Source organism: Litorilituus lipolyticus (assembly GCF_006439335.1).
Taxonomy (GTDB): domain Bacteria; phylum Pseudomonadota; class Gammaproteobacteria; order Enterobacterales; family Alteromonadaceae; genus Colwellia; species Colwellia lipolytica.
The window spans coordinates 36,183-58,383 of sequence record NZ_SAWY01000018.1 but is presented as its reverse complement, the minus strand read 5'-3'; the positions used below and the strand labels follow the sequence as shown (position 1 = coordinate 58,383).

Below are 22,201 nucleotides of genomic sequence, written 5' to 3'. Positions count from 1 at the left end.
TATTAGATATTGTTAGTCACGTCTACTGAAAGCTTCAATCGTTGACCTGGTTGTAGATACTTTTTACGATTTAAATTGTTCCAGCGCTCAATATCAGCAATTCTTACGTTGAATTTATCAGCTATTCTAGCAAATGAGTCACCACGTCTTACTTTGTAAGTAATGTTTCTCATGATGGCTTGCTCAGTTTGAACATTACTCGATTTATTATATTTAACATTAGCTACCGTTGTTTTCGGTTTTTGCCAAATTACGAGCTTTTGTCCTAGCTTTAAGGTATCTCGAGGCGCAAATCCATTCCATTTAGCAATGCTTTTACTATTTACACTATACTTTTGACCGATATCCCAAAGGTTATCGCCCGATACAACAGTATGGATAACTTTAGTTCCTTGCTGAGGTCTACTTTGCTTTTTAGCTATTCGTTGATCATAAGACAAAATGTAATTATCAAGAGATTTTGCTGCAACAGGAATCAATAAGTATTTTCCAGCCCTTATTTGAGTTCCTTTTACATTATTTACTTCTTTAATCAATGAAATACTGGTATGAAATTGTTTGGCAATCGCACCTAAATTATCGCCATTTTTAATTTTGTATCGTTGCCATGCTAGACGATCAGATTGACTGAGTTTAGCCAGCTCTTGTTCAAACTTTTCAATCTTTTGATTTGGTAATAATAAGTGATGAGGGCCATCAGGATCTGTTGCCCATCGGTTAAAACCAGGGTTTAGTCGTTGTAATTCAGTTAAAGACAAGTCGGCAAGCTGTGCTGCTTTAGCTAAATCAAGTTGAGACTTTATATCAACTTGGCTAATTACTGCTTTGTTGTCTATTTGATATAAATTCAGTTCAAACTCTTGAGGACGCTTAACAATATCAGCTAAGGCTAACAATTTTGGCACATAAGCTTTCGTCTCTTTAGGGAGTTTCAGTGACCAAAAATCAGTTGGCTTATTATTTTTACGATTTTTCTTTACTGCTCTGCTTACACGGCCTTCACCTGAGTTATATGCGGCCAGTGCTAACATCCAATCACCTTTAAAATATTTATGTAAATATTTTAAATAGGCGATCGCCCCTTGAGTTGAGGCAACTACGTCTCTTCGCCCGTCATACCACCAGTTTTGCTTCATACCAAAGCGTTTACCTGTACCTGGGACAAACTGCCACATACCCGATGCTCGGCCATGGGAATATGCAAAGGGATCAAAAGCACTTTCTACGACGGGTAAAAGTGCCATTTCAATGGGCATATTGTTTTTTTCTAATTCTTCAACAATATAAAAAAGAAAGGGTTCAGCTCTTTTAGCTACGCGCTTTAGGTAGTTAGGATGTTTAACATACCAGTCTCTTTGTGCTTTAACTCGTTTATTTTCAGGAATATCAAATTGAAGTTGATCTCTGATTCTTTGCCATATGTCATCATGACGAGTGATTGCATCTTTTTTTAATGAGAAGTCAACATCGGCCACAGGGTGGTACACATCAATACTTTCATCGTGAAGCAGGGCATAGTTGATTTCTTCGACACTTGCAGCCTCGATGTTCTGACTCTTTTCCTGTTGTGTGTCTTCAGTGTTTAAAGTGCTTTGACAGCCGCTAACTAATAACAACGCGGGTAATAAATAATGTTTCATGAAAAACCAACAATTCGTAAATGCTTTTTATAACGGGAAGATTAAATTAATTTTTAACGACTTGTATTAGCAAAGCGAGTACTGATACTAATTTGGTTAAAAATGAATAACGCACCATAGCATAAATGCTTTAGTGTTAAAACTTGTCTTTCCAAGATCGTAATTCGGTAAATACGGCTTCAGTTGATGAGAGTACTTTATCTGAATAGGCTTCAACTGATTGTATGATTTCACTGTCATCACATCTTAAAAAAGGGTTGATAAGTAACTCAAGTTCAATAGTGGTTGGTATAGTGGCGATATTTTTCTCGCGAAGTGATTTAGCCTGTTCAAAGTATTTGATTAATTGACTATTTGAACTGTTGGTTGCTAAAGCAAAAGTTAAATTAGCCAATGTATATTCATGAGCGCAATAAACTTTGGTTGATGGTGGTAACGCTGTCAGCTTATTTAAAGAAGTGAACATTTGAGAAGGTGTTCCTTCGAAAATACGTCCACATCCACCAGAAAATAAGGTATCACCACAAAAAACTTCATTTTCTCCAACATACGCAATATGACCGTGAGTATGGCCGGGTAATTCAATAACTTTAAGTGCTAATGAGCAATCTGAGATAGCGATGTTATCATTTTCGATAACGTGATTTGTTAAACAATCAATATTATCTTTAGCTGGCCCGTGTACAGTAAGTGGCCAACCATGTTGTTGACAGTAGTCCTTTAATTTATTGACTCCACCTATATGGTCATTATGATGATGGGTGATTAAAATAGTATTAAGAGATAAATTGTTCTTCTCTATATAATCAATGCAAACCTCTGCATCACCAGGATCAACTAAAGTAACACTTTGGCTTTTATGGGATTTAATAAGCCAGATATAATTATCATTGAATGCTTTAATTGGCAGAATGTCATATTGCAATTTTTTCATATGGAAAACTAATCTCTTCTAGATATATACTTAATTATAAAAGTTATTTTAGGTGTTAGTTCAAGCCGCTAACTTTTATCTACTTTTTTATGGAGTTAACTATAAATGAAACCCGCTTTAGCGTTTCGTCAACCTCATTACCCAAACTCATGGGAGCAGTTACCTAATGGGGATATTATCTTAGCGGCCATTGAAGAGCAATTGCAGCCGTGGTGGCAGAAGTTCTTTGGTTATCATTTAGCAAAAATTGGCGCGTTAAGTAAGCAAGTTAATACTTCAGAATGTAAAATAAGTAACCATTTTAGTTGTACAACGAAAATAGGTGGTGGTGATATTGTTGCTGATATCGATGATTTACCACTACAAGAGCATAGCGTCGATGTTTGTTTGTTGAGTCATGCTTTAGAATTTTCATTAGATCCACATCATGTTATCCGTGAAGCGAATCGGGTATTGATTCCAAATGGCTATCTAGTCATTACTGGCTTTAATCCGCTAAGCTTAGCGGGGTTAAATAAACTTATACCTTATCGTAGAAAATCAATGCCTTGGAATGAGCGTTTTTTTCATCCTGTACGGGTAAAAGATTGGTTACATCTAATGGGTTTTGAAATTTTAGCGGATCAGCGATGCATTCACAGTGTTTTAGTTGGACAATTAAATGATAACGTTGTGGCAAAGTATTGGCAAAATTTTGCTGAAAAGTGTTTAACCTCTCTTGGTTCTGTATATGTCATTGTCGCTAAAAAAAGGGTTTTACCATTAACACCGATTAAACCTAAATGGAAAATTCGTACAGAGTTCAACCCTGTGAAAGCGCCAAGTATGCCAGTTCCTGAGCGGAAAGTAGTTAAACGACAGACAAAATAAAAGCCGCTAAAGCGGCTTTTATAACAATAAAGTTAGTACAAGTTAAAATTAGAACTTATATTTAGCTTGTAAGTAAGCAAATCGACCCTGACCGCTATGAACATTTACTGCAAAGCCCATAAAGTCATGATATGCAAATGGTGGCTTTTCATTCGTTAAGTTGGTTGCACCTATAGTCAACACTGTGTTCTCAATACCGAAGTAATTAATAGAAGCATCAAGTGTCATCATTGAGTCAACTTTTTTGTTAAGCTTCAAAGAAGCTTCTTGCTCAAATGAATCAATATAGTTTAAGGCAGCTGTTGCACTAAAGTCATTTAAGGTCCAATCAACCGAAGTTGTCCAGCGCATTTGAGGTTGCTCAAATCCACCTTCTTCAGTACCTTTGTAGTCTTCAAAACTAAGCACGTAGTTCATTACATAACCAAACTTAAACATGCCAGATTCTGTATCTAAAGCGTACCTAATATCTAAGTCGATACCAGAAGTTTGCAAATCACCAATATTTTGGAAGCTGTCATTTACTTGGATTACTTCACCTGGGTCACCTGGAATTGAAGTAGGGCGACGTTCAACAATAGTTTGGTCTAGGCCGTAATTATCCATTACAAATTGAGTGTCAGAATCAATAATGTCGGTAATGTCATAGTTATAATAATCAACTGAGAAATTTAAATCATCAGTAATGTTATAAATAACACCTAAGTTATAACTTTCTGACTCTTCAGGGCCTAAGTTAGGGTTACCTTCAAAAACGGCTGTGTATTCTTGAGGTTCACAAGCTCTATCTTGATTGCCAATAGCTTCACAACGCAAAGTATCTACCAAATTTGGAGACTCGTCAGTACGGCCTAAACCTAACTGGTGAAGAGATGGCGCTCTAAACGCTGTACCGTAGGAACCACGTAGGCTTAAATCTTCAGTAGGAGCCCATAAAAATGAGATTTTAGGATCTGTGGTTGTGCCAAAATCACTATATTCTTCATGACGAACAGCGATTTGTACTTCTAAATTATCAATAACAGGAATAGCCAATTCACCAAACATAGCAAAGTTTTCACGAGAGCCGTTGGCTTGAGTTGCTTCTGTACCAAACACTTCACCACGAAGGAATTGGTCATCAGGGTTATCACTAATTGACTCTTCGCGATATTCTGTACCAAGCGCTAGCATTAATTCACCATGAGGCATATCCATTAGAGCACCAGAGACTTTAAAGTCGAAAGATTTCATTGTTGATTTACCAACACGTGTCGTAGTGGTTTCAATAAAATCTAATGCTTCTTGTGAATTGCTTGATGGTTCAAACGGGTCCCATAAACCACTATCAATGGCTTCTTGTGTTCTACGTGAATTAGGGAAACCATTTACGCCACGCTCAACAGAGCTACTTTTAATATAACTATAAGCAGCTTCCCAACTCCAATCTTTAAATTCACCTTGTAAGCCTAAAATAGCGCGATAGTAGTCAGAATCAACACGTTTTTCACGATTACCAATATCAACGGTTCTACGACGCATTGTTAGGTCTTGCATGTAAAACTCGTCATCTGGCATGTTAGCGAAAGGGTGATTAATGTTATCGCCGCTCATGTATAATTCATTGAAACTCGGGCTACCAGCGCCTCTGACAGTAGATTTAGAGTTCTGACCATTTAATTCGGCAAAAGCTCTAATCGTATCATTTATTTCATATTTACCCATGTAATTCCAACTAAAACGCTCTGCAGCTGGGATCATGGTCATATGCGGTGCATAATCATAACGACATAAGTTATTGGCTAAATCTTGATCTTCTGGAGCACAAATATCATTGCCATATAGATCAATACGTCTGTTTGAAGGATCAGAAGCTAAAGCAATTGTTCCTGGAATACCTGCAGAACTTCTGAAATCTGTTGCGTTAGGATCACCTGTTCTAGCTGCTTGGTTTGCGGTAGCGGAATAGCTTCTATCTGAGTACATCACTTCTTCACGATTAAAGTACTCTAATACGAATGTGTGATTAGTATTATCAGTGTTATTACCAAAAACTAAGTTTAAGCTTTGTTCTTCACCGCCACCGTCAGCAGTATCACCAATTTTTGCAGAAATTTCAGCGCCATCAACATCATCTCTTAATACAACATTAATAACACCGGCTACAGCATCTGAACCATAAGTGGCTGAAGCACCATCTTTCAAAATATCAACCCGTTTAATCGCAGAAAGTGGGATGTTATTTATGTCAACAAATGCTGTGTCTATGCCTTTTGCGAAGGGGGATACTGATACTCTTCGACCATTAATCAGAATTAACGTAGAGTCTGCCCCAAGGCCGCGCAATGAAACTGATGAGCCACCATTAGCCGTATCATCACTACTGTTTGCTTGAGTAGAAAACGTTCCTTGCCCAGAGATAGGTAGCTTAGTAAATAAACTGATTAAGTCAGTTACCCCTGTTTTTTGAATATCTTCTTGTGAAAGGCTTGTTACTGGTGAAGGACCTTCCATATTGGTGCGTTTAATATGTGATCCCGTAATTTCAATTCGCTCTACATCTTCAGCAGCATTTGCGACAAAGCTATTTGTTGCGAAAAGCGCTGTGGTGATACTTAGAGCGAGTAAAGACTTATTCCTTCTAACATTTTTCATTGAATATTTCCTATATCATTATGTTTATTGTTTTTTTGTACCTAGATTTATCTAACCAATAAGTTATTTAGATAACTGCCTGATGCTGCGATATAAATTCAAGGCATGAAAGTTATAGCAAAAACTTTTATAACATGGAACAAATAAATATTTGCAAAAAGTAACGAAATATGCGGCGGATAAAGTATTTAGTATTCAATATGCTTTATTTGTTTGTTAGTGATGGATAGCTTAATCATTATTAATATTTCTACAATTAAATGATAGGTTGAAGTATCATCCAGTTATTTGAAGTGAATAGAATGAACATGAAATCATTAAAGCTAGAGCAGTTTTTAACGGAGTTTTTAAAACCAGAACTAATAAAAGACTTCGCTCCTAATGGCCTGCAAGTACAAGGTAAGACAGAAATTAATAAAATTGTTACAGGAGTGACCGCTTCAAAGGCATTAATTGATAAAGCAATTGAAGAAAATGCAGATGCAATTTTGGTCCATCATGGTTATTTTTGGAAAAATGAGTCTTATGTTATTCGTGGTATGAAGCATGAACGAATTAAATCGCTTTTAATGAACGATATAAATTTGTTTGCATACCATTTACCGTTAGATATTCACCCAGAGGTTGGCAATAACGCACAACTAGCAAGGTTATTAGGGATAAGTGGAACATCTCCTTTAGAGCTTGGGAATCCTGTTAGTGTTGCAATGCAAGGCCATTTTGAAGAAGCGCTAACAGGAAGTGAATTGGCTAATCTATTGAATACAAAACTTCATCGTCAATGTTTGCATATTTCACCTTCAAGTAACAAAGTGATTAAAACCGTTGCTTGGTGTAGTGGTGGGGGGCAAGGTTACGTAGAACTAGCTGCAGAACAAGGAATTGATGCTTTTATTACGGGTGAGGTGTCAGAGCAGACTACCCATATTGCCCATGAAATGAATGTTCATTTTTTTGCAGCAGGTCACCATGCTACAGAGCGTTATGGCGTTAAGGCTTTGGGTGAAGTTATTCATGAGAAATTTGGCATTGATGTGAAATTTATAGATATAAATAACCCAGTATAAATTGAAAAAAACTGTTAAAAGCACTTATGCAAAAAGTGCTTTTAACCATTGAACGGTTAACCCTAAATACTCATACCAAGCAATAGAGGTTTGTTGTAATTTAAGAGTACTAGGAAAGTAATGACGCCAGCCCTTATCGCCAGTTAGATTTTTTACCCAAAAGCCAGTAGGTGCCGCAATTGGATATACATTTTGACTATTAAAGTAATTAATCGCTCTAGGCATATGACTTGCGTTTGTAACTAAAATAGCTGAAGTTTCTTGTATTCTAGGTGCAATTAATTGAGCTTCTTCTTCAGTATCTTTCGCGAAATTTTCTTGTATTATTTTTTGCTCAGGGACACCAAGTAAAACTAGTGCCTCTTTTACTTTTGCCGCATTACTGACTTTATCATTAAATGCGTGTCCCGATGTTATCATTCTTGCCTCAGGGTGAAGTTTAAAAAGTCTGAATGCTTCAACTGTTCTTTGTAAAGAGCAGGTGGCAAGTTCACTTGTTGCTGGCATAAAACTTGATGATGTGTGCCTACATCCTAGCACCACGATATAATCAATTTGTTTAGTTGTTTTACTGTAGGTTGGGTGAGTTGACTCCAATGTATGCATTAGTCGATCTGATATAGGCGCTAATGAACAAATAACGAGTAAAATTACAGCTATTTTTATGTTGTTTGTACTAAATTTTGCTTTACATTTTTTAAATATTAATCCTGTGAGCAATAGAATGATCACAATATTAATTGGCATCAGTAAAACAGTTAATATTTTCTTTAAAAGAAATACATCTAACATAAGGCTTTTGATATTACGTGGAAATTTGTAAAAATCACTATAACAATAATTCCCTAATGAAGCAGTTGTTTTTTACTTGTAAAGGTATACAAAATAAGTAAATATGAGCAATATTAAACAAATATAAAGAGTAGAAAGTAGTGCTATGATATAAATGCTTACTTTTACTTTATTTATTTCAGCGCACATGACTATTATTTTTAGCCTTGTTTTTTCAAAAACGGAATTATTATGAAATCACTATTAATTTATTCTTCAATACTTGTCACTTTGACATTAGTGCCTTTGTCGTTAACTGCTAAGGAATATAAAGACGCTAGGGTATATAAATGGGTTGATAAGCATGGTGTTGTTCACTATAGCGACAAACCTAACCCTAATGCTGAGAGCAATGAAGTAGAAGTAAAAAGTAACAATAATAATTTTGATTCGACCCGTGCCGATAAATGGCAGGAAGAATATAATAAAAGCAAAGAAGTGAATCGTGAGGCACAAGAAAAGCTCAATGTACAAAATGCCAAGAAGAAAGAAGTTTGTAATAGCTATAAAAGTGACTTAAATACCTTGAAGAATATTGGGCGTATAGTCAATGTTGATGCCGATGGCAAACAAACATATATATCTGATGAAGAGCGAAACCAAAAAATTAAAGATTTAGAAAAAACTATTAAACGAATCTGTAAATAAATAAGTTGAGATAAAGTTCATTAAAAAATGACCATGCAACATTTATTATTAATAGACGTCTAAAAGGCTATTGATTTTTTGACATAAATAAGGTTAAATAACGCCGCTATTAATAATAAAGAGTACCTTTATTATTAATTTGCACCAGAAGAGGTGCGATAGCTAGGTAAATAACGTCATATCTTATGGTATTTGGAACCACATTCTAATAAGCGTTATTGAGGGAGACTATCGCCGAGGACATAGGTATGTGTGGCATATCATGTTCGGTCACTAAGGTTGAATCCTTAGGGCTGTCACCTGACGTAATTGTTTTTATAACAAAAGGTGGAGAGCTTCTGGCTGAAAAAGTTTCATATCTGTTTCATATCAGGTTAGCTCATCAAACTGCTCAGTCATGCTCTTCCAATACTTTAGCTAAAAAGAATAAGCAAAGTATATGTTAATTGGGAGAAATTTTTTTGAATTCGAATAACCTATCTTTACCATCGCTAACTGTAGCAAAATTTGGTGGTACCAGCGTTGCTGATTACACTGCTATGCTACGTTGTGCAAATATCATCAAGAATGATCCAAGTGTTCGCCTTGTAGTCGTTTCTGCTAGTGCTGGTGTAACTAATCACCTTGTTCGTTTAGGACAAGAAAATGTGCCACAAGAAGAGCAAGAAAGTATTATTGCTAGTATTGCTTCTATTCAACTTAATATTACTCAAAATTTTCCAACAGAAATTGAGCAAAGTTTAAACCTGAGTATTCATGAATTGCTTGATGAATTAGCAAATATTGCCTTATCACAATCGAATCAATATAGCGCTAAAAATGCGGATGCAATTTTGTCTTTTGGTGAGCAGTTTAGCTCACGAATTTTTGCTCAAGTTCTAAGAAGTATTGATGTTGCGGGCGAATACTTTAATGTTCAGCAAGTGATGAAAACGAATAGCCTTTATGGCAAGGCTGTAGTAGATGAACAACAATTAAAGCAATCTAGCCAATCATTATTATTACCTAAATTAACCGATAAGGTTATTGTTACCCAAGGATTTATTGGAGAAGATGGTTTAGGTAATACGACCACATTAGGTCGTGGTGGCTCTGATTACAGTGCTGCACTATTGGCAGAAGCCCTTGACAGTGAACGTCTTGCAATTTGGACAGATGTAGTTGGCATCTTTACAACTGATCCTAGAATTACTTCGCAAGCTAAAGCAATAAAAGAAATCAGTTTTGGTGAAGCGGCTGAAATGGCAACCTTTGGTGCTAAAATCCTACATCCAGCGACTTTAATTCCGGCTATGCGTTGTAATATTCCTGTTTTTGTTGGTTCTAGTAAGGAACCTGAAAAAGGTGGTACACAAATTAAAAAGCAAGTTGAATCAACTCCAACTTATCGTTCCATTGCTCTTAGAAGAGAGCAAACATTAGTTACCGTGAAAAGCCCTGCGATGTTACACGCCAGTGGTTTCCTTGCTCAAGTTTTCTCTATATTAGCCAAGTATGAGCTAAGTGTGGATTTGGTTACTACCAGTGAAATTAGCGTTGCGCTAACTTTTGATAATCCAAGCGGAAGTACTCAAGCATTAATTACCACCAGTGTTGTTGAAGAATTAGAGCAATTATGTGAAGTTACCGTTGAACATGGCTTGTCTTTAGTAGCTGTGATAGGTAATGGCTTAAATTGCGCAAAAGGGATCGGACAAACCATATTTGAAACGATAAATGAAACTAATATTCGTTTAATTTGCCATGGGGCAAGCAGTAATAATTTATGTTTCTTGGTGAGTGAACGCGACGCTAACGGCGTTGTAGAGAAATTACATAATACCTTGTTTGCATAAATAATCTTGATTAAAGAACTTATAATAAAAAAGCCAATAAATGTAGTTATTGGCTTTTTTAATATCTATAAGTTAATTATTCATCAAGTAAAGCTTCAATAGCGCTTGAAATACTTTCAGGCTTAGTTGTAGGAGCAAACCTCTTCACGACCTCCCCATTTTTATTAACTAAAAACTTGGTAAAATTCCACTTAACACTTTTTGAGCCCAAAATGCCGGGCGCATGTTCTTTCATATACTCATAGAGTGGGTGAGTGTTATTACCATTTACGTCTACTTTAGCAAATAATGGAAATGAGATATTAAAATGCAAATCACAAAATTGTTTAATTTCCTGATTACTACCTTTTTCTTGCTGTTTGAATTGGTTACATGGAAATGCCAATACACTAAAGCCTTGACTGTTATATTGCTCAAATAACTTTTGTAGCCCTTCATATTGCGGAGTAAAGCCACACTCGCTTGCCGTATTGACGATAAGTAATACTTGGTCTTGGAAATCTTTTAGTTGAATTTCTTCATCTCGGTAATTAATCGCATTGAATTGATAAATATTACTCACATGTTTTCCTTATTGTCTTTGTATCTGAGGCTGGAAACGCTCAACAGTCACTGTAAAATATTTTAGTTACTGTGGTTATCTCTAGAGCATATACCAAAAGTTAAGTACACTTAAACAATATTCTCATGCTTGATAAGGTTTTAAATAATGAAAGTCGCGTTTATTGGTTTAGGGGTAATGGGTTATCCAATGGCTGGTCACCTCGTTAAATCTGGATTAGATGTCTGTGTATTTAACAGAAACTCTGCAAAAGCCAATGCTTGGCAAAATGAATTTGGTGGTAGTAAAGCATTGACGCCAAAGGAAGCTTCACAAAATTGTGATATTGTTTTTTGTTGCGTGGGTAATGATGATGATGTTAGAGAGGTAACTCTTGGTGAGCAGGGTATTTTAGCAGGACTTCCAGAAGGGAGTATACTAGTCGATCACACGACTGCATCAGCTGAACTGGCTAAAGAAATAGAATCTATTGCTAAGTTGCAGAGTAAATACTTTATGGATGCCCCTGTTTCTGGCGGACAAGCTGGTGCTGAAAATGGTGTACTAACAGTAATGGCGGGGGGTGAACAAGATATTTTTGATAAAGTAAAGCCTGTTATGGCTGCTTACGCTAAATTTAGCCAGCTAATGGGAAAAGTAGGAGCAGGTCAGTTAGCTAAAATGGTAAACCAAATATGTATTGCTGGTGTAGTTCAAGGGTTAGCTGAAGGGTTTAGTTTTGCAGAAAAAGTCGGTTTAGATCCTGATGCACTCGTTGAGACAATTTCTAAAGGTGCTGCTGGATCTTGGCAAATGGAAAATCGTTATAAAACAATGTTTGCAGGTGAGTATGATTTCGGTTTTGCAGTCGATTGGATGAGAAAAGATTTGTCTATTGCCTTTGACGAAGCTGAAAAAAATGGAGTTGAGTTACCTGTTGCTAAAATGGTCGATGGTTTTTATAAAGAGATTCAGGATAATGGTGGTAACCGTTGGGACACTTCCAGTTTGATTGCACGTTTTAAAAAATAGTCTTTACGACTTGTCATTATGTGTAAAGCCTCATACAGATCTTATGAGGCTATATTTATCCAAGACTAGTTTAGCGTACAGTTCAAACACTTGCTGTTATTAAAAATAGTTTTCTTCCACAATATTTTTGCTAATGATTCTCATTATTGATATTGCTAGTGTTGTTATTTTTGTGTTAACTTTATGTTAACCAATGGCACGATGTTGCTATTAAATTCACTAACCACAATAGTATGAGAAGGGAATCTATGAAATTCATTTCAATTATAATTCTATCAATTAGTTTATTTACATTAACTGCTTGTTCAAGCACTTCACCAGAAAGTAGTGAGAAAATAACAAATGTAGAAAAGCAGGAAAAAGCGTGCTCTAAAGAAAAAAGAAAAACGGGATCGAATATACGACGTAAAACGTGCAAATCTTCTGGTTAATAATAGTTAATTGTAGAGAGTTAGCTTGCAAATTTATTTAGCAAGCTAACATAATTAGATCTTGGTAAGCGTTAAGTTTGTAAATATTCGTAGAGTGATTTTAAAATAGCAATTTTCTCTTTATTTTCTTCATGCTCATGAGCTAGGTTCTCAACTTTCATCATAAATTCATCTGCACTTAATTGTCCTTTTCCTCCATACATTATTTTATTTTGACAATATTGTTGCCATGTATGCTGCTCATCACTTGATAAAGTATGCGGGTAATTTCTAGCTCTAAACCTAAACAGAAGTGTTGATAAACGATCATCTTCGAACGTAAAGGGATGAGAAGCAAGTTGCTCAGGAGTCAATGAATGTAGGATTTCCATTTGCGCTTTATCACTATGGCTGAAAAACTTCCCGCCATAAAGTGCATGTTCAGCATCAACTTTATTGTCATCTTCAAAAGGTGATGAAATAAAAATATCGCTGAGTTTTTCTCGTAATTCAGAATGCTTTTTTAATAAAGCTAGATTATCGAGACAATGTTCTCTTGGAATCGCTAATCTTTCAGCATTTTCAGGTAATAACGTCTTTGCGGGTGCCACTATAGGACACTTGTTAATATGTATTAGTTTAATAGGAACAGGTAGCTCATCTGGCGCTAAATCATCATATCGAGTATAAAGCCTAGTTTTAAGTTCATCAGTAGTTAATTCAAACAACGGGCTTAGATCTTTTGCAAGATCAACACATATTACTGCGTTTTTATTTACTGGATGATAACTAACGGGTGAAAACCAACTAGTACAACCATGCTCTGCTGATATTTTTGATGAGGTATGTACAACGGGAGTCATTTCTGCAACATTTAATAATTCAGCAACTTGTTTCTTATTACGCAGGTTAAAAATAAACTCGTAGAGTTTAGGTTGTTTCTCTTTAATTAACTTAGCCATAGCAATAGTGGCATACACATCACTCATAGCATCATGTGCAGCCTCATGTGCAATGCCATTAGCTGCTGTTAATAATTCAAGTCTAAAACTAATACGTTCTTCACCTGTTTCTTCATTAACGACTGTAGGCCAGTTTATTCCTTCAGGCCTTAGTGCATAACAAGCACGAACCATATCGATGATATCCCATCTACTGTTGCTATGTTGCCACTCCCTTGCATAAGGATCATAGAAGTTTCGATAAAAGAGGTATCGTGTAACTTCATCATCGAAACGGATATTATTGTATCCAGCTACACAGGTATTTGGTTGGCTAAATAAGTTGTGTATGCGAGCGGCGAATTGCGCTTCTGTTAATCCATGATTTTGAGCTTTTTGCGGTGTTATGCCTGTAATAATACAAGCCTCTGGGTGAGGTAAGTAATCTTTAGGAGGCTGACAATAAAACATTTCAGGTTCACCGATAATGTTTAAATCCAAGTCAGTTCGAATACCTGCAAATTGCGACGGTTTATCAAATTTAGGTGATACACCCCAGGTTTCATAATCGTGCCACAAAATTGTTTGTATGTTTTGGCTCAAGTTTATTTTCCGTTGTTTATTATAACCATTTATATAGGGGTAAATATTAGCAATATCCAAAGCTTAAATCATTTTAAAGTTAACATTATTTAACAAAGGCAATTAATGTCTTTTGCTGAAGGATAATGGGCAACTAATACTTGGTTTCTGTATGGAGCAATATCATGAATATTACGATGGCAGCTGCTAAAACAGCAAAAGTAGTATATTTTTGTCAAAGGGCAGACGGTAAAGAAATTCGTAATAAAGAAGAATATGAAAGGTATTTATATAAAGTTATTGTACAACACCTTAATGTTTTAGATAAGAATAACTGGGGACAATTCGAGTACCTTACTTGGATGGCTGCTGTTGAACTTTATGAAATAAAACATAACTTGCCGAGCAAGTTAAGTAACCTAAGATTTGAACTAGAGCAAAACCACATAGGTTTCTTTATAGAAGGTAAAACAAAGTCAATAGTAGAGTCACATATTGCTAATTTGCCTAATAAATTTAAACGGCTTGGTTCAATTGCTGAATATGAATTTTATGTATATGCAATAACCGATGAAATGCTGTTAAAAACAAGGCGTAATTCATTCCCTCCTAGCGAATATAATATTGATTACTTCCATGATTTAGTTCGTTTATATGAGCTAGAAAATAATTTGCCCCTATTATCAGAGCAACTCTATTGTACAGATCGATTTAGATACTTTAGAAAGCTAAGACAAGATCTGTCTTAGCTAACTTTATACTGATCTTAATTAACTTAGTATTAAAGGCTCTTATGAAAAACATAACTGAAGATTACTTTTTACATCGAATTAAAGCTTCTTATCAAAAAGAGGCAAACTTACTATTAGCGACAACGGGCGTACTCAAAAGTGCACTCGGTTCATACACATTAGTAATTACTCATTGCTCAACAGCACCTACAATTTCATCTGAAATAAACTTTCAACACTGTAAGTATCAAGCATTAGTGGTAAGTCAAGATAACGAAATAGTCAAAACGTTGGTCTGTGAAGGTTCTCCAAATCAATGTTTTGATTATTTTGTCCATCAATTTGAAAACATTATAAGCCAAGAATGCGACGTAATTTATTTACATCAACATGATAATTTGTACCCAGACGATTTAGATAGTGGTGAATGTAGATCATCTCGATTAAAGCAACTTCAGCAAGAAATAGATGATTGGATCAACACAACGGGTATTCGTTACTTTAGTGAGTTAACTAACTTATCTAATTTAATCGAGGAAGTTGGAGAGCTTGCTAGATTAATAGGTCGAGAATTTGGCGAGCAAAGCTTTAAAAAAGGTGAGCAACCTAAGTGTATCAAAGCCGCCATAAGTGATGAACTCACTGACGTATTGTTTATCGTTATTTGTTTAGCTAATCAGCTTGGTATCAATTTAGATGAAGCATTTAATGAAAATATGAATAAAAAGAATAAACGTGACAGAAATCGCCATGTAAATAACAGTAAATTGAAATAGGAGGAGTACATGAGAAGTACTTTAAATTATTCAAAAGCCATAAACACATTAAGTTTATGGGCAGCACCAACTATGTGGCACGATAAGTCTATTTATGCAGAAATTATAGTTATTACTAATAAGCTCAGTAACACATCATATCAATTAAATGAACGTGAATATTATATTGTGCAGGAGTTAACCAATGGCGTATTAGAAGTGATACTCAATTTAATGAAAAAAGCTGATGATTTTGAATATGATGAACTTGGCATAATCTTCAATGAAATAACTCAACTTCAATCTTTTTTATTTAATAATGAATTAACACATTAAAGCTAACGGATATAATTTTGAGACAGATATTGTCTCAGTTGGTGTTTACAATGCATTTATAACTTATTATCGTTGAGGTTGATATGGAATATTTAACAGTATTTTTCGGTTCATTATTAACAGTTTATCTACTTGGCATAAACTCTCAGTTGGTTCGTGATAAAAATTGTATTGGTGCTTTTTCACTAGCTTGGTTTATATCCTTATCGAATATGCTTTATATCAAAGTTTTTGTCATGAGTGATGAGTTCATGCTGACTTATTTATGTTCTGCACTAGGCAGTGGCATAGGTATAGTCTTATCTATAATCACTTACGCACGAGTACATAAGCTTTTAACAGAAAAATCGGCGAAATGTTCAGCCATGAAGACATTTGAAAACAACGGAGAGCAAAATGCCTAGAACCTACGCTTGCTATCATGATGCGATAAAAAAGATTATTGAAGTAGGACAAGAAAATAAAATTACTATTGCCCAAATTATCGAACATCCATGTTTTGTCCGCGAAGATAATCATTTGGAAGTGGCTGACTTTAAAAAAGAAATTAGACGAGAAGTTCGTCGCTTGATTGAAGAAATTGGAACTGATTTTGAAACGGGCTCACAGATCTTAGTCGAAGAAAAACCCAGAGGAAGGGGGCAACAAGCGTATTACTACTGGACAAGTAGTTCCCTAAAAAATGTAGCTCTTGGTCGTGAAGAAATATCAGAAGATAGGTTGATGGCAAGGGCAATTGCGTTTCAATTTGTCGACGAATACCTAAAAGAGTTTCTTCCGCCAAGTATTATAGCAAGTCTTGAAGCGGATATGGATGAGGCAAACGATGATTTGCATGTGAGTAAATTTTGGCAGAAAAAATTGCAATTTCATCCTTCAGGGTTTGAAGTTGCCCCAAACCCTAAAATTGTCTTAGGAAATGAGAAAGACTGGGATAAAACTTACGATGCTTTAAATAAACAATATGTTATTCGTGCAAATTATGAAACTTTGCATAAAGAACTAGTACCTAATACCGTTTCTTTATCATTGCAAAAAATTCAATATATCAATCACAAAGTAATGGTTTTAGCATTTGTACATGAATTAAATTCTGTAAAAACATTTGAAGTTGCTCGATTGAAAGATATTGAAAAATCTTCTGATTATTCATTTGAACATATTGACTACAACACTTATGAAAAAAATTATAAGTTTGAAGCAAGAGTAAACGTCAGTGTAAAAGACTATTTTAAAAGCGTAAGGTTTGGCCATAATTTCAAAGAGGCTGAGTATGAATCAGGTGATTCTTGGTTAATTAGAGCAACCATTAAAGTACCTGATCATTTTTCTGAGTCAAAGAGAGGGAAACCTGATCCATTCGCTATAGCTAACTTTTTATGTGGGTTTGGTGATTCTATGGAGGTTATTAAGCCAGACTTTCTTAGAGATGAAATGAAACGTAGATCAGAAAACCTATGGAAATTGTATTCAGATGATTTTGAGAGTGTACCTGTAATTAGTAAAAGTCCTCATGAGCAAACGGGTAATTTAAAAAAGCTCAATCAAATAAACGATAAGAAGTAGCGTTAAGGTTGAGACAAATGCTGTCTTGGTTGTTAGGAATAATTATTCCTGAATACTTTTTTAAAAGGATGTACAAATGAATAAACCACGTTACTTAACTAAATCTCGATTTAAAATGGCAACTGAATGCCCAACTAAGCTTTATTACACAGGAAAAAATGAATACCCAAACACTATGCTTGACGACCCATTTTTGGCAGCTCTTGCTGATGGCGGCCATCAAGTAGGTGAATTAGCCAAGCAGTATTATCCTAATGGCTTTGATATTACTACACTTGATTATAGTCAAGCTGAAAAGCAAACATTAGAGTTATTAAAGCTTGAAGAAGTTGTTATTTTTGAACCAGCTATTCGATTTAATAATTTGTTTATTCGTGTTGATATTTTAGTTAAAAAGGGCAATCACTTTGAGTTGATTGAAGTGAAAGCAAAATCTTATTCAAGACAAAAAAATAACGATTTTATTAATACAAAAGGTAAAGTGGACTCAACGTGGAAAGCATATATATATGATGTCGCCTTTCAAAAGCATGTTTTAAAGAATGCCTTTCCAAAATCATCCGTAAGCAGTTATTTAATGCTCGTTGATAAATCGGCTACTTGTGTAACAGATGGTTTAAATCAAAAATTCATTTTAGAAAAAGATGAGCATAATAGAAAAGGCATTACAGTATCTTCTAGCCTTGATGCTAAAGATCTTTCAAGTAAGTTACTTACTAAAATTAATGTAGATAAAGTCGTTGAGCTTGTTTATGAAACCGAATTACATACAGGCATGCCTGCACATTCATTTAAAGACAATATCACTGCATTAGCCAAGCACTATCAAGAAGATAAAAAAATCTCACCTGTTATAGGGAAAAAATGTAAAACCTGTGAGTTTAGATGCTCTGTAGAAGACGAACAGCAAGGTAAGTTAAGTGGTGTTAAGTCTTGTTGGCAAGAGCAGTTACGTTGGTCAGATAAAGACTTCAATGATAAAACGGTGCTGGATATTTGGAACTTTAGAGGTGCTGATAAATGTATAGAGCAAGGTGTTATTAAGCTTATTGATGTTGAACCTGAACATATTGGTGAAGTAGAAACAAAAAATGCTGCACTAGCGCCAAAAGAGCGCCAATGGTTACAAGTTGAAAAAGAGCAAAATAATGATAAGAGCATCTATTTTGATGCTGAAAGCATGCAATCAGAAATGGGTAGTTGGACATTTCCATTGCATTTTATTGACTTTGAAACCAGCGCGGTTGCGATTCCTTTTTATAAAGGAATGAGTCCTTATGAAGGCATTGCCTTTCAATTTTCACATCATATAGTTAATGCTGATGGACATGTTGAACATGCTGGCGAATTTTTAAATACCGCTAAAGGTGAGTTTCCTAATTTTGAATTTGTACGGGCATTAAAATCCCAACTTGAAAATGATCAGGGCACCATATTTATGTACTCCTCTCATGAGAACTCATACTTAAATATGATTTATAGGCAATTGAATGACTCAAATGAGTTAGATAAGGAAAAGCTTTGTGAGTTTATCAAAACTATCACTCGTTCTACTCATAGCAGTAAAGAAAATTGGCATGGTGAGCGTTGTATGGTGGATATGTTAGAGCTGGTAAAAAAATACTACTACGACCCTGCAACGAATGGTTCAAACTCTATTAAGTATGTATTACCAGCCATTTTAAATAGCTCTCAGTATCTACAAGACAAATATAGCAAGCCTATTTATGGGAGTAATGTAAGTACTGGTTCAATTAACAGCTTGAACTTTAAAGATAAAGTTTGGATTGAAGTTGATGAGCAAGGTAAAGTAAAAGACCCGTACAAACATTTACCAAAAATGTTTACTGATATTTCAAACCATGATGTTGAATTGCTGTCAGAGGGCGATGAATTAAATAATGGTGGTTTAGCGTTAACTGCTTATGCAAGGCTACAGTTTACTCACATGAGTGACTATGAACGTGAAGAATTGGAGAAGGCACTGTTGTGTTATTGCGAAACTGATACGTGGGCAATGGTGCTGTTGTATCTTGGATGGAAGGAAATGATTAATGAATAGAACAAGTTATTTGAATAGCCCTGTTGTAAATGGGTTTATTGTTTATTTATCGAAAGTAATTAATGGTGACTCTGAAATAGATCATACATATATAGACAGAAAAAAGAATAAGAAATTTGTCTTTAGCACTTTATATGAAGGTTTTGAAAAATATCATTGGAATAATGAGGGTTACAATGCAAATAGTGACAAAATTGACTTGCTTGTAGATGGGTTTACTAATTCGAACGCCAATTCTGATTTATTTTATAAAGCTTGCTTGGATACCTTAGAGTGGGGGGCTGGAAATAAAGGTCTGTCTTTATATACTAATAACTCCCAATGGCTTAATAAACTTGGGACGTCCCAGAATGTTAAAGCTAATTTAGATGAAGCCTTAAAGGTACTAAATTCAGAATCACCGTGTTTTACTGAGTTTGGTGAAAAATACAGAATGAATGCTGGATTCACTAAAATATATGCTTTTATGTCTCCTGATACATTCATTATATATGATTCAAGAGTTGCAGCTGCTTTAGCATTTCTTGTAACCAAGTATTGTGTTCAAGAAGGGTTCTCAAATGTACCACTTGAGTTGAGTTTTTCCATAGCAGATGCTCAAGGAGAATCCTGTAGAAATCCGTCAATAAAAGAAAAAGGCTATCTTTTTTCTAAGTGGGGAAATAATCAAAAGAAACACGCTATTTCTAATGTTCAGGCGAACTGGATTTTATACTCTGCTTTCAAAAAGGTTGAACATTCAACCCATTTTGACGATATAAGGCAAATTGAAGCTGCCCTATTTATGATTGGATATGATTTCCCTCAATATGCTAAATCTTCAAATATTAATGTAAACGTTAATCCAAACAAGTACATTAAAAAACAGACTAAAAAAGAACAAGCTGAAGCGCTTTATGAGCAAAGTGAGGACAAGTCTAGGAAATATATTTTACCTTTATTTCAGGAGGTTGTAGGCTTAACAAAGGCTGGAGCTTCAACTTATTATCAAAATATAAGAGCTTCCAAAGAAAACGCATAACAGTTTTGATTCTGTTATATAACAGTTAAGTTATAACAAAGCTGTTAATTGCTCACCCATACCAATCCAACGACCTGTTTTTGCACAGGTCGTTTTGTCACTATCAGCGTCATACCAGCCAAGCAATGTGCCTCTGCTATCTCTAATTTGTTTTCGACCACCGTGTACTGTTTCAATCCACCCAATTAAGTTACCTTTGTTATTACGTAGTTGAACTCTATTCATAGCTAATTCTCCAGTTTAAAAGCATTAGTTTAATCTTTGTTAAAGACACTTAATGTCTCAGTTATTCGTTAGGCTATTTGTACTTACAATTCATTATTTAAGGTGAGAACTTTGAAAGATTGTTCCAATAAAACTATTACTACTACTGCTATATTTGCGGCATTACACATTATTACTGCACCAAAAAATAGACGTAGAGTTCATTGGTTTGATGTTATAACGTCAACGATTATGTCGTGGTTGGGTATGAATGTAATAATCTTATTATGTTTGATGGACCAAATGGATGTGCCGTGGATTATTATGAATATATGTTTTCTTGTATTATATACATGGTATCTTTCCGCATTATGGCAAGATGATATCGCAGCAATAAATGCACAAAAGAACAAGCTCAGCAAAATAGTTAGAAATAAGAAACGAAGTTGATAAGCGTATTTCCTTAGAGCTATATATTTGTTAAATAACCTTGATAATAATGACATTTTGTGCGATCAATTATGTCGCATAGCTATGAGATTTTATGTTATATCAATATATTGGAGATGATAAATGGCAGACTCCGCATTAAGACTTGTTGCAATATTACAAAAAATACCAAGATCACCTAGAAAAGTTGCTTTAGGAGATATTCGTAATTATTTAGCTGAGTTAGGCTTAACGGTAACAGATAGAACGATTCAGCGTGATTTAGAAAAACTCAGTGAGCTTTTTCCGCTTGAAGTCGATACACGAAGTAAACCATATGGCTGGTCGTTTATGTCAACGGCTAAAACAAGTATGCCATCGCTTCATCCTTATGAGGCATTAACAATGTTAATGGCAGGAAAGTTTCTTAGTGACAGCTTACCCTCATCACTAAATGATTATTTGTTTTATCAAAAGTACCAAGCAGCAGATGCTTTAGAGCCATATCAAAATAAAAAATTAAAGAAATGGCTAGACAAAATTGCCTTTGTTTCTGAAGGGTTTAATCTTAAAAAGGCAAACATTAAAAAATCTGTAATTGAGAATGTTTACGATGGTTTATTACATGATAAAAAGTTAATTATTGATTACAAAGATAAATTACAACAAGAAGTTCACCCCTTAGGAATTATTTTAAAAGAAAGACATATTTATCTTGTATGTACATTTTGGCGCTTTGAAAAGCCAGTTCAGATTGCACTTAATAGAATAAAGTCAATTAAAGTCATGGAGGAGAAATCTAAAGCACCTCACGGCTTTTCTTTAGATAGCTTTATTAAAGATGGCCAAGCAAATATAGTGCTTTCTGAGGAGCCAATTAGTTTAAAAATTAAAATAACCATTGCAGCTTGTGAACACCTAATCGAAACACCTATTAATGAGAGTCAGGTGATTAGCCAAATTGATGAAAAATGGAATCTTCTCACGGCAACTGTAGAAAATCGACAAGATTTAAGGTGGTGGTTGTTAGGCTTTGGTTTTCAAGTTGAAGTCGTATCACCCGTTTCATTACGTCAAGAGTTTAAAACTATGGCTGAAAAAATGTCATTGCTTTACGAGCAGTAAACGGGAA

The 22,201-nt window shown here is 35.0% G+C and carries 20 protein-coding genes and 1 riboswitch; of the genes, 13 read left to right on the top strand and 7 right to left on the bottom strand.

Annotated features, from left to right (window positions below):
* Window positions 1–2 precede the first annotated feature (2 nt).
* Together EPA86_RS07895 and gloB are read right to left on the bottom strand one after the other, a co-directional pair.
* Window positions 3–1,640, bottom strand: coding sequence for a lytic transglycosylase (locus EPA86_RS07895; RefSeq protein ID WP_140602892.1), 1,638 nt, complete (start codon window positions 1,638–1,640; stop codon window positions 3–5).
* A gap of 136 nt (window positions 1,641–1,776) precedes the next feature.
* A complete protein-coding gene (gene gloB, locus EPA86_RS07890) occupies window positions 1,777–2,574 on the bottom strand; it encodes a hydroxyacylglutathione hydrolase (RefSeq protein ID WP_140602891.1) in 798 nt (265 codons plus the stop codon).
* Between the two features lie 105 nt (window positions 2,575–2,679).
* Here gloB and EPA86_RS07885 point away from each other — a divergent pair, with 105 nt between their 5' ends.
* Window positions 2,680–3,444, top strand: a complete 765-nt coding sequence (locus EPA86_RS07885; protein WP_140602890.1) for a class I SAM-dependent methyltransferase — start codon at window positions 2,680–2,682, stop codon at window positions 3,442–3,444.
* Window positions 3,445–3,492: 48 nt separating this feature from the next.
* On the opposite strand, the gene EPA86_RS07880 is transcribed toward EPA86_RS07885, so the two are convergent.
* Window positions 3,493–6,078 carry a TonB-dependent receptor plug domain-containing protein gene (locus EPA86_RS07880; RefSeq protein WP_140602889.1) on the bottom strand — a complete coding sequence of 862 codons (2,586 nt, stop codon included), beginning with the start codon at window positions 6,076–6,078 and terminating at the stop codon, window positions 3,493–3,495.
* A 308-nt stretch (window positions 6,079–6,386) separates the two neighbouring features.
* Between EPA86_RS07880 and EPA86_RS07875 the strand changes: the two genes are divergently transcribed.
* On the top strand, window positions 6,387–7,145 hold the full coding sequence (locus EPA86_RS07875) for a Nif3-like dinuclear metal center hexameric protein (RefSeq protein WP_140602888.1): 759 nt from the start codon (window positions 6,387–6,389) through the stop codon (window positions 7,143–7,145).
* Window positions 7,146–7,169: 24 nt separating this feature from the next.
* On the opposite strand, the gene EPA86_RS07870 is transcribed toward EPA86_RS07875, so the two are convergent.
* Entirely contained in the window at window positions 7,170–7,751 is a 582-nt protein-coding gene (locus EPA86_RS07870) for an ElyC/SanA/YdcF family protein (protein ID WP_246058307.1), read from the bottom strand.
* Between the two features lie 417 nt (window positions 7,752–8,168).
* On the opposite strand from EPA86_RS07870, the gene EPA86_RS07865 reads away from it, so the two are divergent.
* Together EPA86_RS07865 and lysC are read left to right on the top strand one after the other, a co-directional pair.
* Window positions 8,169–8,624: a DUF4124 domain-containing protein gene (locus EPA86_RS07865; protein WP_140602886.1), complete on the top strand. Its 456-nt coding sequence runs from the start codon at window positions 8,169–8,171 to the stop codon at window positions 8,622–8,624.
* Window positions 8,625–8,764: 140 nt separating this feature from the next.
* A riboswitch (Lysine riboswitch) is annotated at window positions 8,765–8,970 on the top strand.
* Between the two features lie 115 nt (window positions 8,971–9,085).
* Window positions 9,086–10,459 (top strand): lysine-sensitive aspartokinase 3, encoded by a 1,374-nt coding sequence (lysC, locus tag EPA86_RS07860; RefSeq protein WP_140602885.1) that lies wholly within the window; start codon window positions 9,086–9,088, stop codon window positions 10,457–10,459.
* A 76-nt stretch (window positions 10,460–10,535) separates the two neighbouring features.
* Here lysC and EPA86_RS07855 read toward each other — a convergent pair whose 3' ends face one another.
* The gene (locus tag EPA86_RS07855; RefSeq protein WP_140602884.1) at window positions 10,536–11,021 is read right to left on the bottom strand and encodes a glutathione peroxidase; all 486 of its coding nucleotides are present in this window, start codon (window positions 11,019–11,021) and stop codon (window positions 10,536–10,538) included.
* 147 nt (window positions 11,022–11,168) lie between these two features.
* Here EPA86_RS07855 and EPA86_RS07850 point away from each other — a divergent pair, with 147 nt between their 5' ends.
* Window positions 11,169–12,032, top strand: coding sequence for an NAD(P)-dependent oxidoreductase (locus tag EPA86_RS07850; RefSeq protein WP_140602883.1), 864 nt, complete (start codon window positions 11,169–11,171; stop codon window positions 12,030–12,032).
* Window positions 12,033–12,534: 502 nt separating this feature from the next.
* Here EPA86_RS07850 and sbcB read toward each other — a convergent pair.
* Window positions 12,535–13,986, bottom strand: a complete 1,452-nt coding sequence (gene sbcB / locus EPA86_RS07845; RefSeq protein WP_140602882.1) for an exodeoxyribonuclease I — start codon at window positions 13,984–13,986, stop codon at window positions 12,535–12,537.
* A gap of 164 nt (window positions 13,987–14,150) precedes the next feature.
* Between sbcB and EPA86_RS07840 the strand changes: the two genes are divergently transcribed.
* From EPA86_RS07840 to EPA86_RS07810, 7 genes are all read left to right on the top strand, one after another.
* Window positions 14,151–14,714 (top strand): hypothetical protein, encoded by a 564-nt coding sequence (locus EPA86_RS07840; protein WP_140602881.1) that lies wholly within the window; start codon window positions 14,151–14,153, stop codon window positions 14,712–14,714.
* A gap of 44 nt (window positions 14,715–14,758) precedes the next feature.
* Window positions 14,759–15,472 carry a MazG nucleotide pyrophosphohydrolase domain-containing protein gene (locus tag EPA86_RS07835; RefSeq protein ID WP_140602880.1) on the top strand — a complete coding sequence of 238 codons (714 nt, stop codon included), beginning with the start codon at window positions 14,759–14,761 and terminating at the stop codon, window positions 15,470–15,472.
* Window positions 15,473–15,481: 9 nt separating this feature from the next.
* Entirely contained in the window at window positions 15,482–15,787 is a 306-nt protein-coding gene (locus tag EPA86_RS07830) for a hypothetical protein (protein ID WP_140602879.1), read from the top strand.
* Between the two features lie 83 nt (window positions 15,788–15,870).
* A complete protein-coding gene (locus EPA86_RS07825; RefSeq protein WP_140602878.1) occupies window positions 15,871–16,191 on the top strand; it encodes a hypothetical protein in 321 nt (106 codons plus the stop codon).
* Window positions 16,184–17,353 (top strand): WYL domain-containing protein, encoded by a 1,170-nt coding sequence (locus EPA86_RS07820; RefSeq protein WP_140602877.1) that lies wholly within the window; start codon window positions 16,184–16,186, stop codon window positions 17,351–17,353. Before EPA86_RS07825 ends, EPA86_RS07820 begins: the two co-directional genes overlap by 8 nt.
* A 76-nt stretch (window positions 17,354–17,429) precedes the next feature.
* The gene (locus EPA86_RS07815) at window positions 17,430–19,415 is read left to right on the top strand and encodes a DUF2779 domain-containing protein (protein ID WP_140602876.1); all 1,986 of its coding nucleotides are present in this window, start codon (window positions 17,430–17,432) and stop codon (window positions 19,413–19,415) included.
* Window positions 19,408–20,436 (top strand): hypothetical protein, encoded by a 1,029-nt coding sequence (locus EPA86_RS07810; RefSeq protein WP_140602875.1) that lies wholly within the window; start codon window positions 19,408–19,410, stop codon window positions 20,434–20,436. Before EPA86_RS07815 ends, EPA86_RS07810 begins: the two co-directional genes overlap by 8 nt.
* Before the next feature lie 30 nt (window positions 20,437–20,466).
* Here EPA86_RS07810 and EPA86_RS07805 read toward each other — a convergent pair whose 3' ends face one another.
* Window positions 20,467–20,661, bottom strand: coding sequence for a hypothetical protein (locus EPA86_RS07805; protein ID WP_140602874.1), 195 nt, complete (start codon window positions 20,659–20,661; stop codon window positions 20,467–20,469).
* A 552-nt stretch (window positions 20,662–21,213) separates the two neighbouring features.
* Here EPA86_RS07805 and EPA86_RS07800 point away from each other — a divergent pair.
* Window positions 21,214–22,194 carry a helix-turn-helix transcriptional regulator gene (locus tag EPA86_RS07800; RefSeq protein ID WP_140602873.1) on the top strand — a complete coding sequence of 327 codons (981 nt, stop codon included), beginning with the start codon at window positions 21,214–21,216 and terminating at the stop codon, window positions 22,192–22,194.
* The last annotated feature ends 7 nt before the right edge of the window (window positions 22,195–22,201 follow it).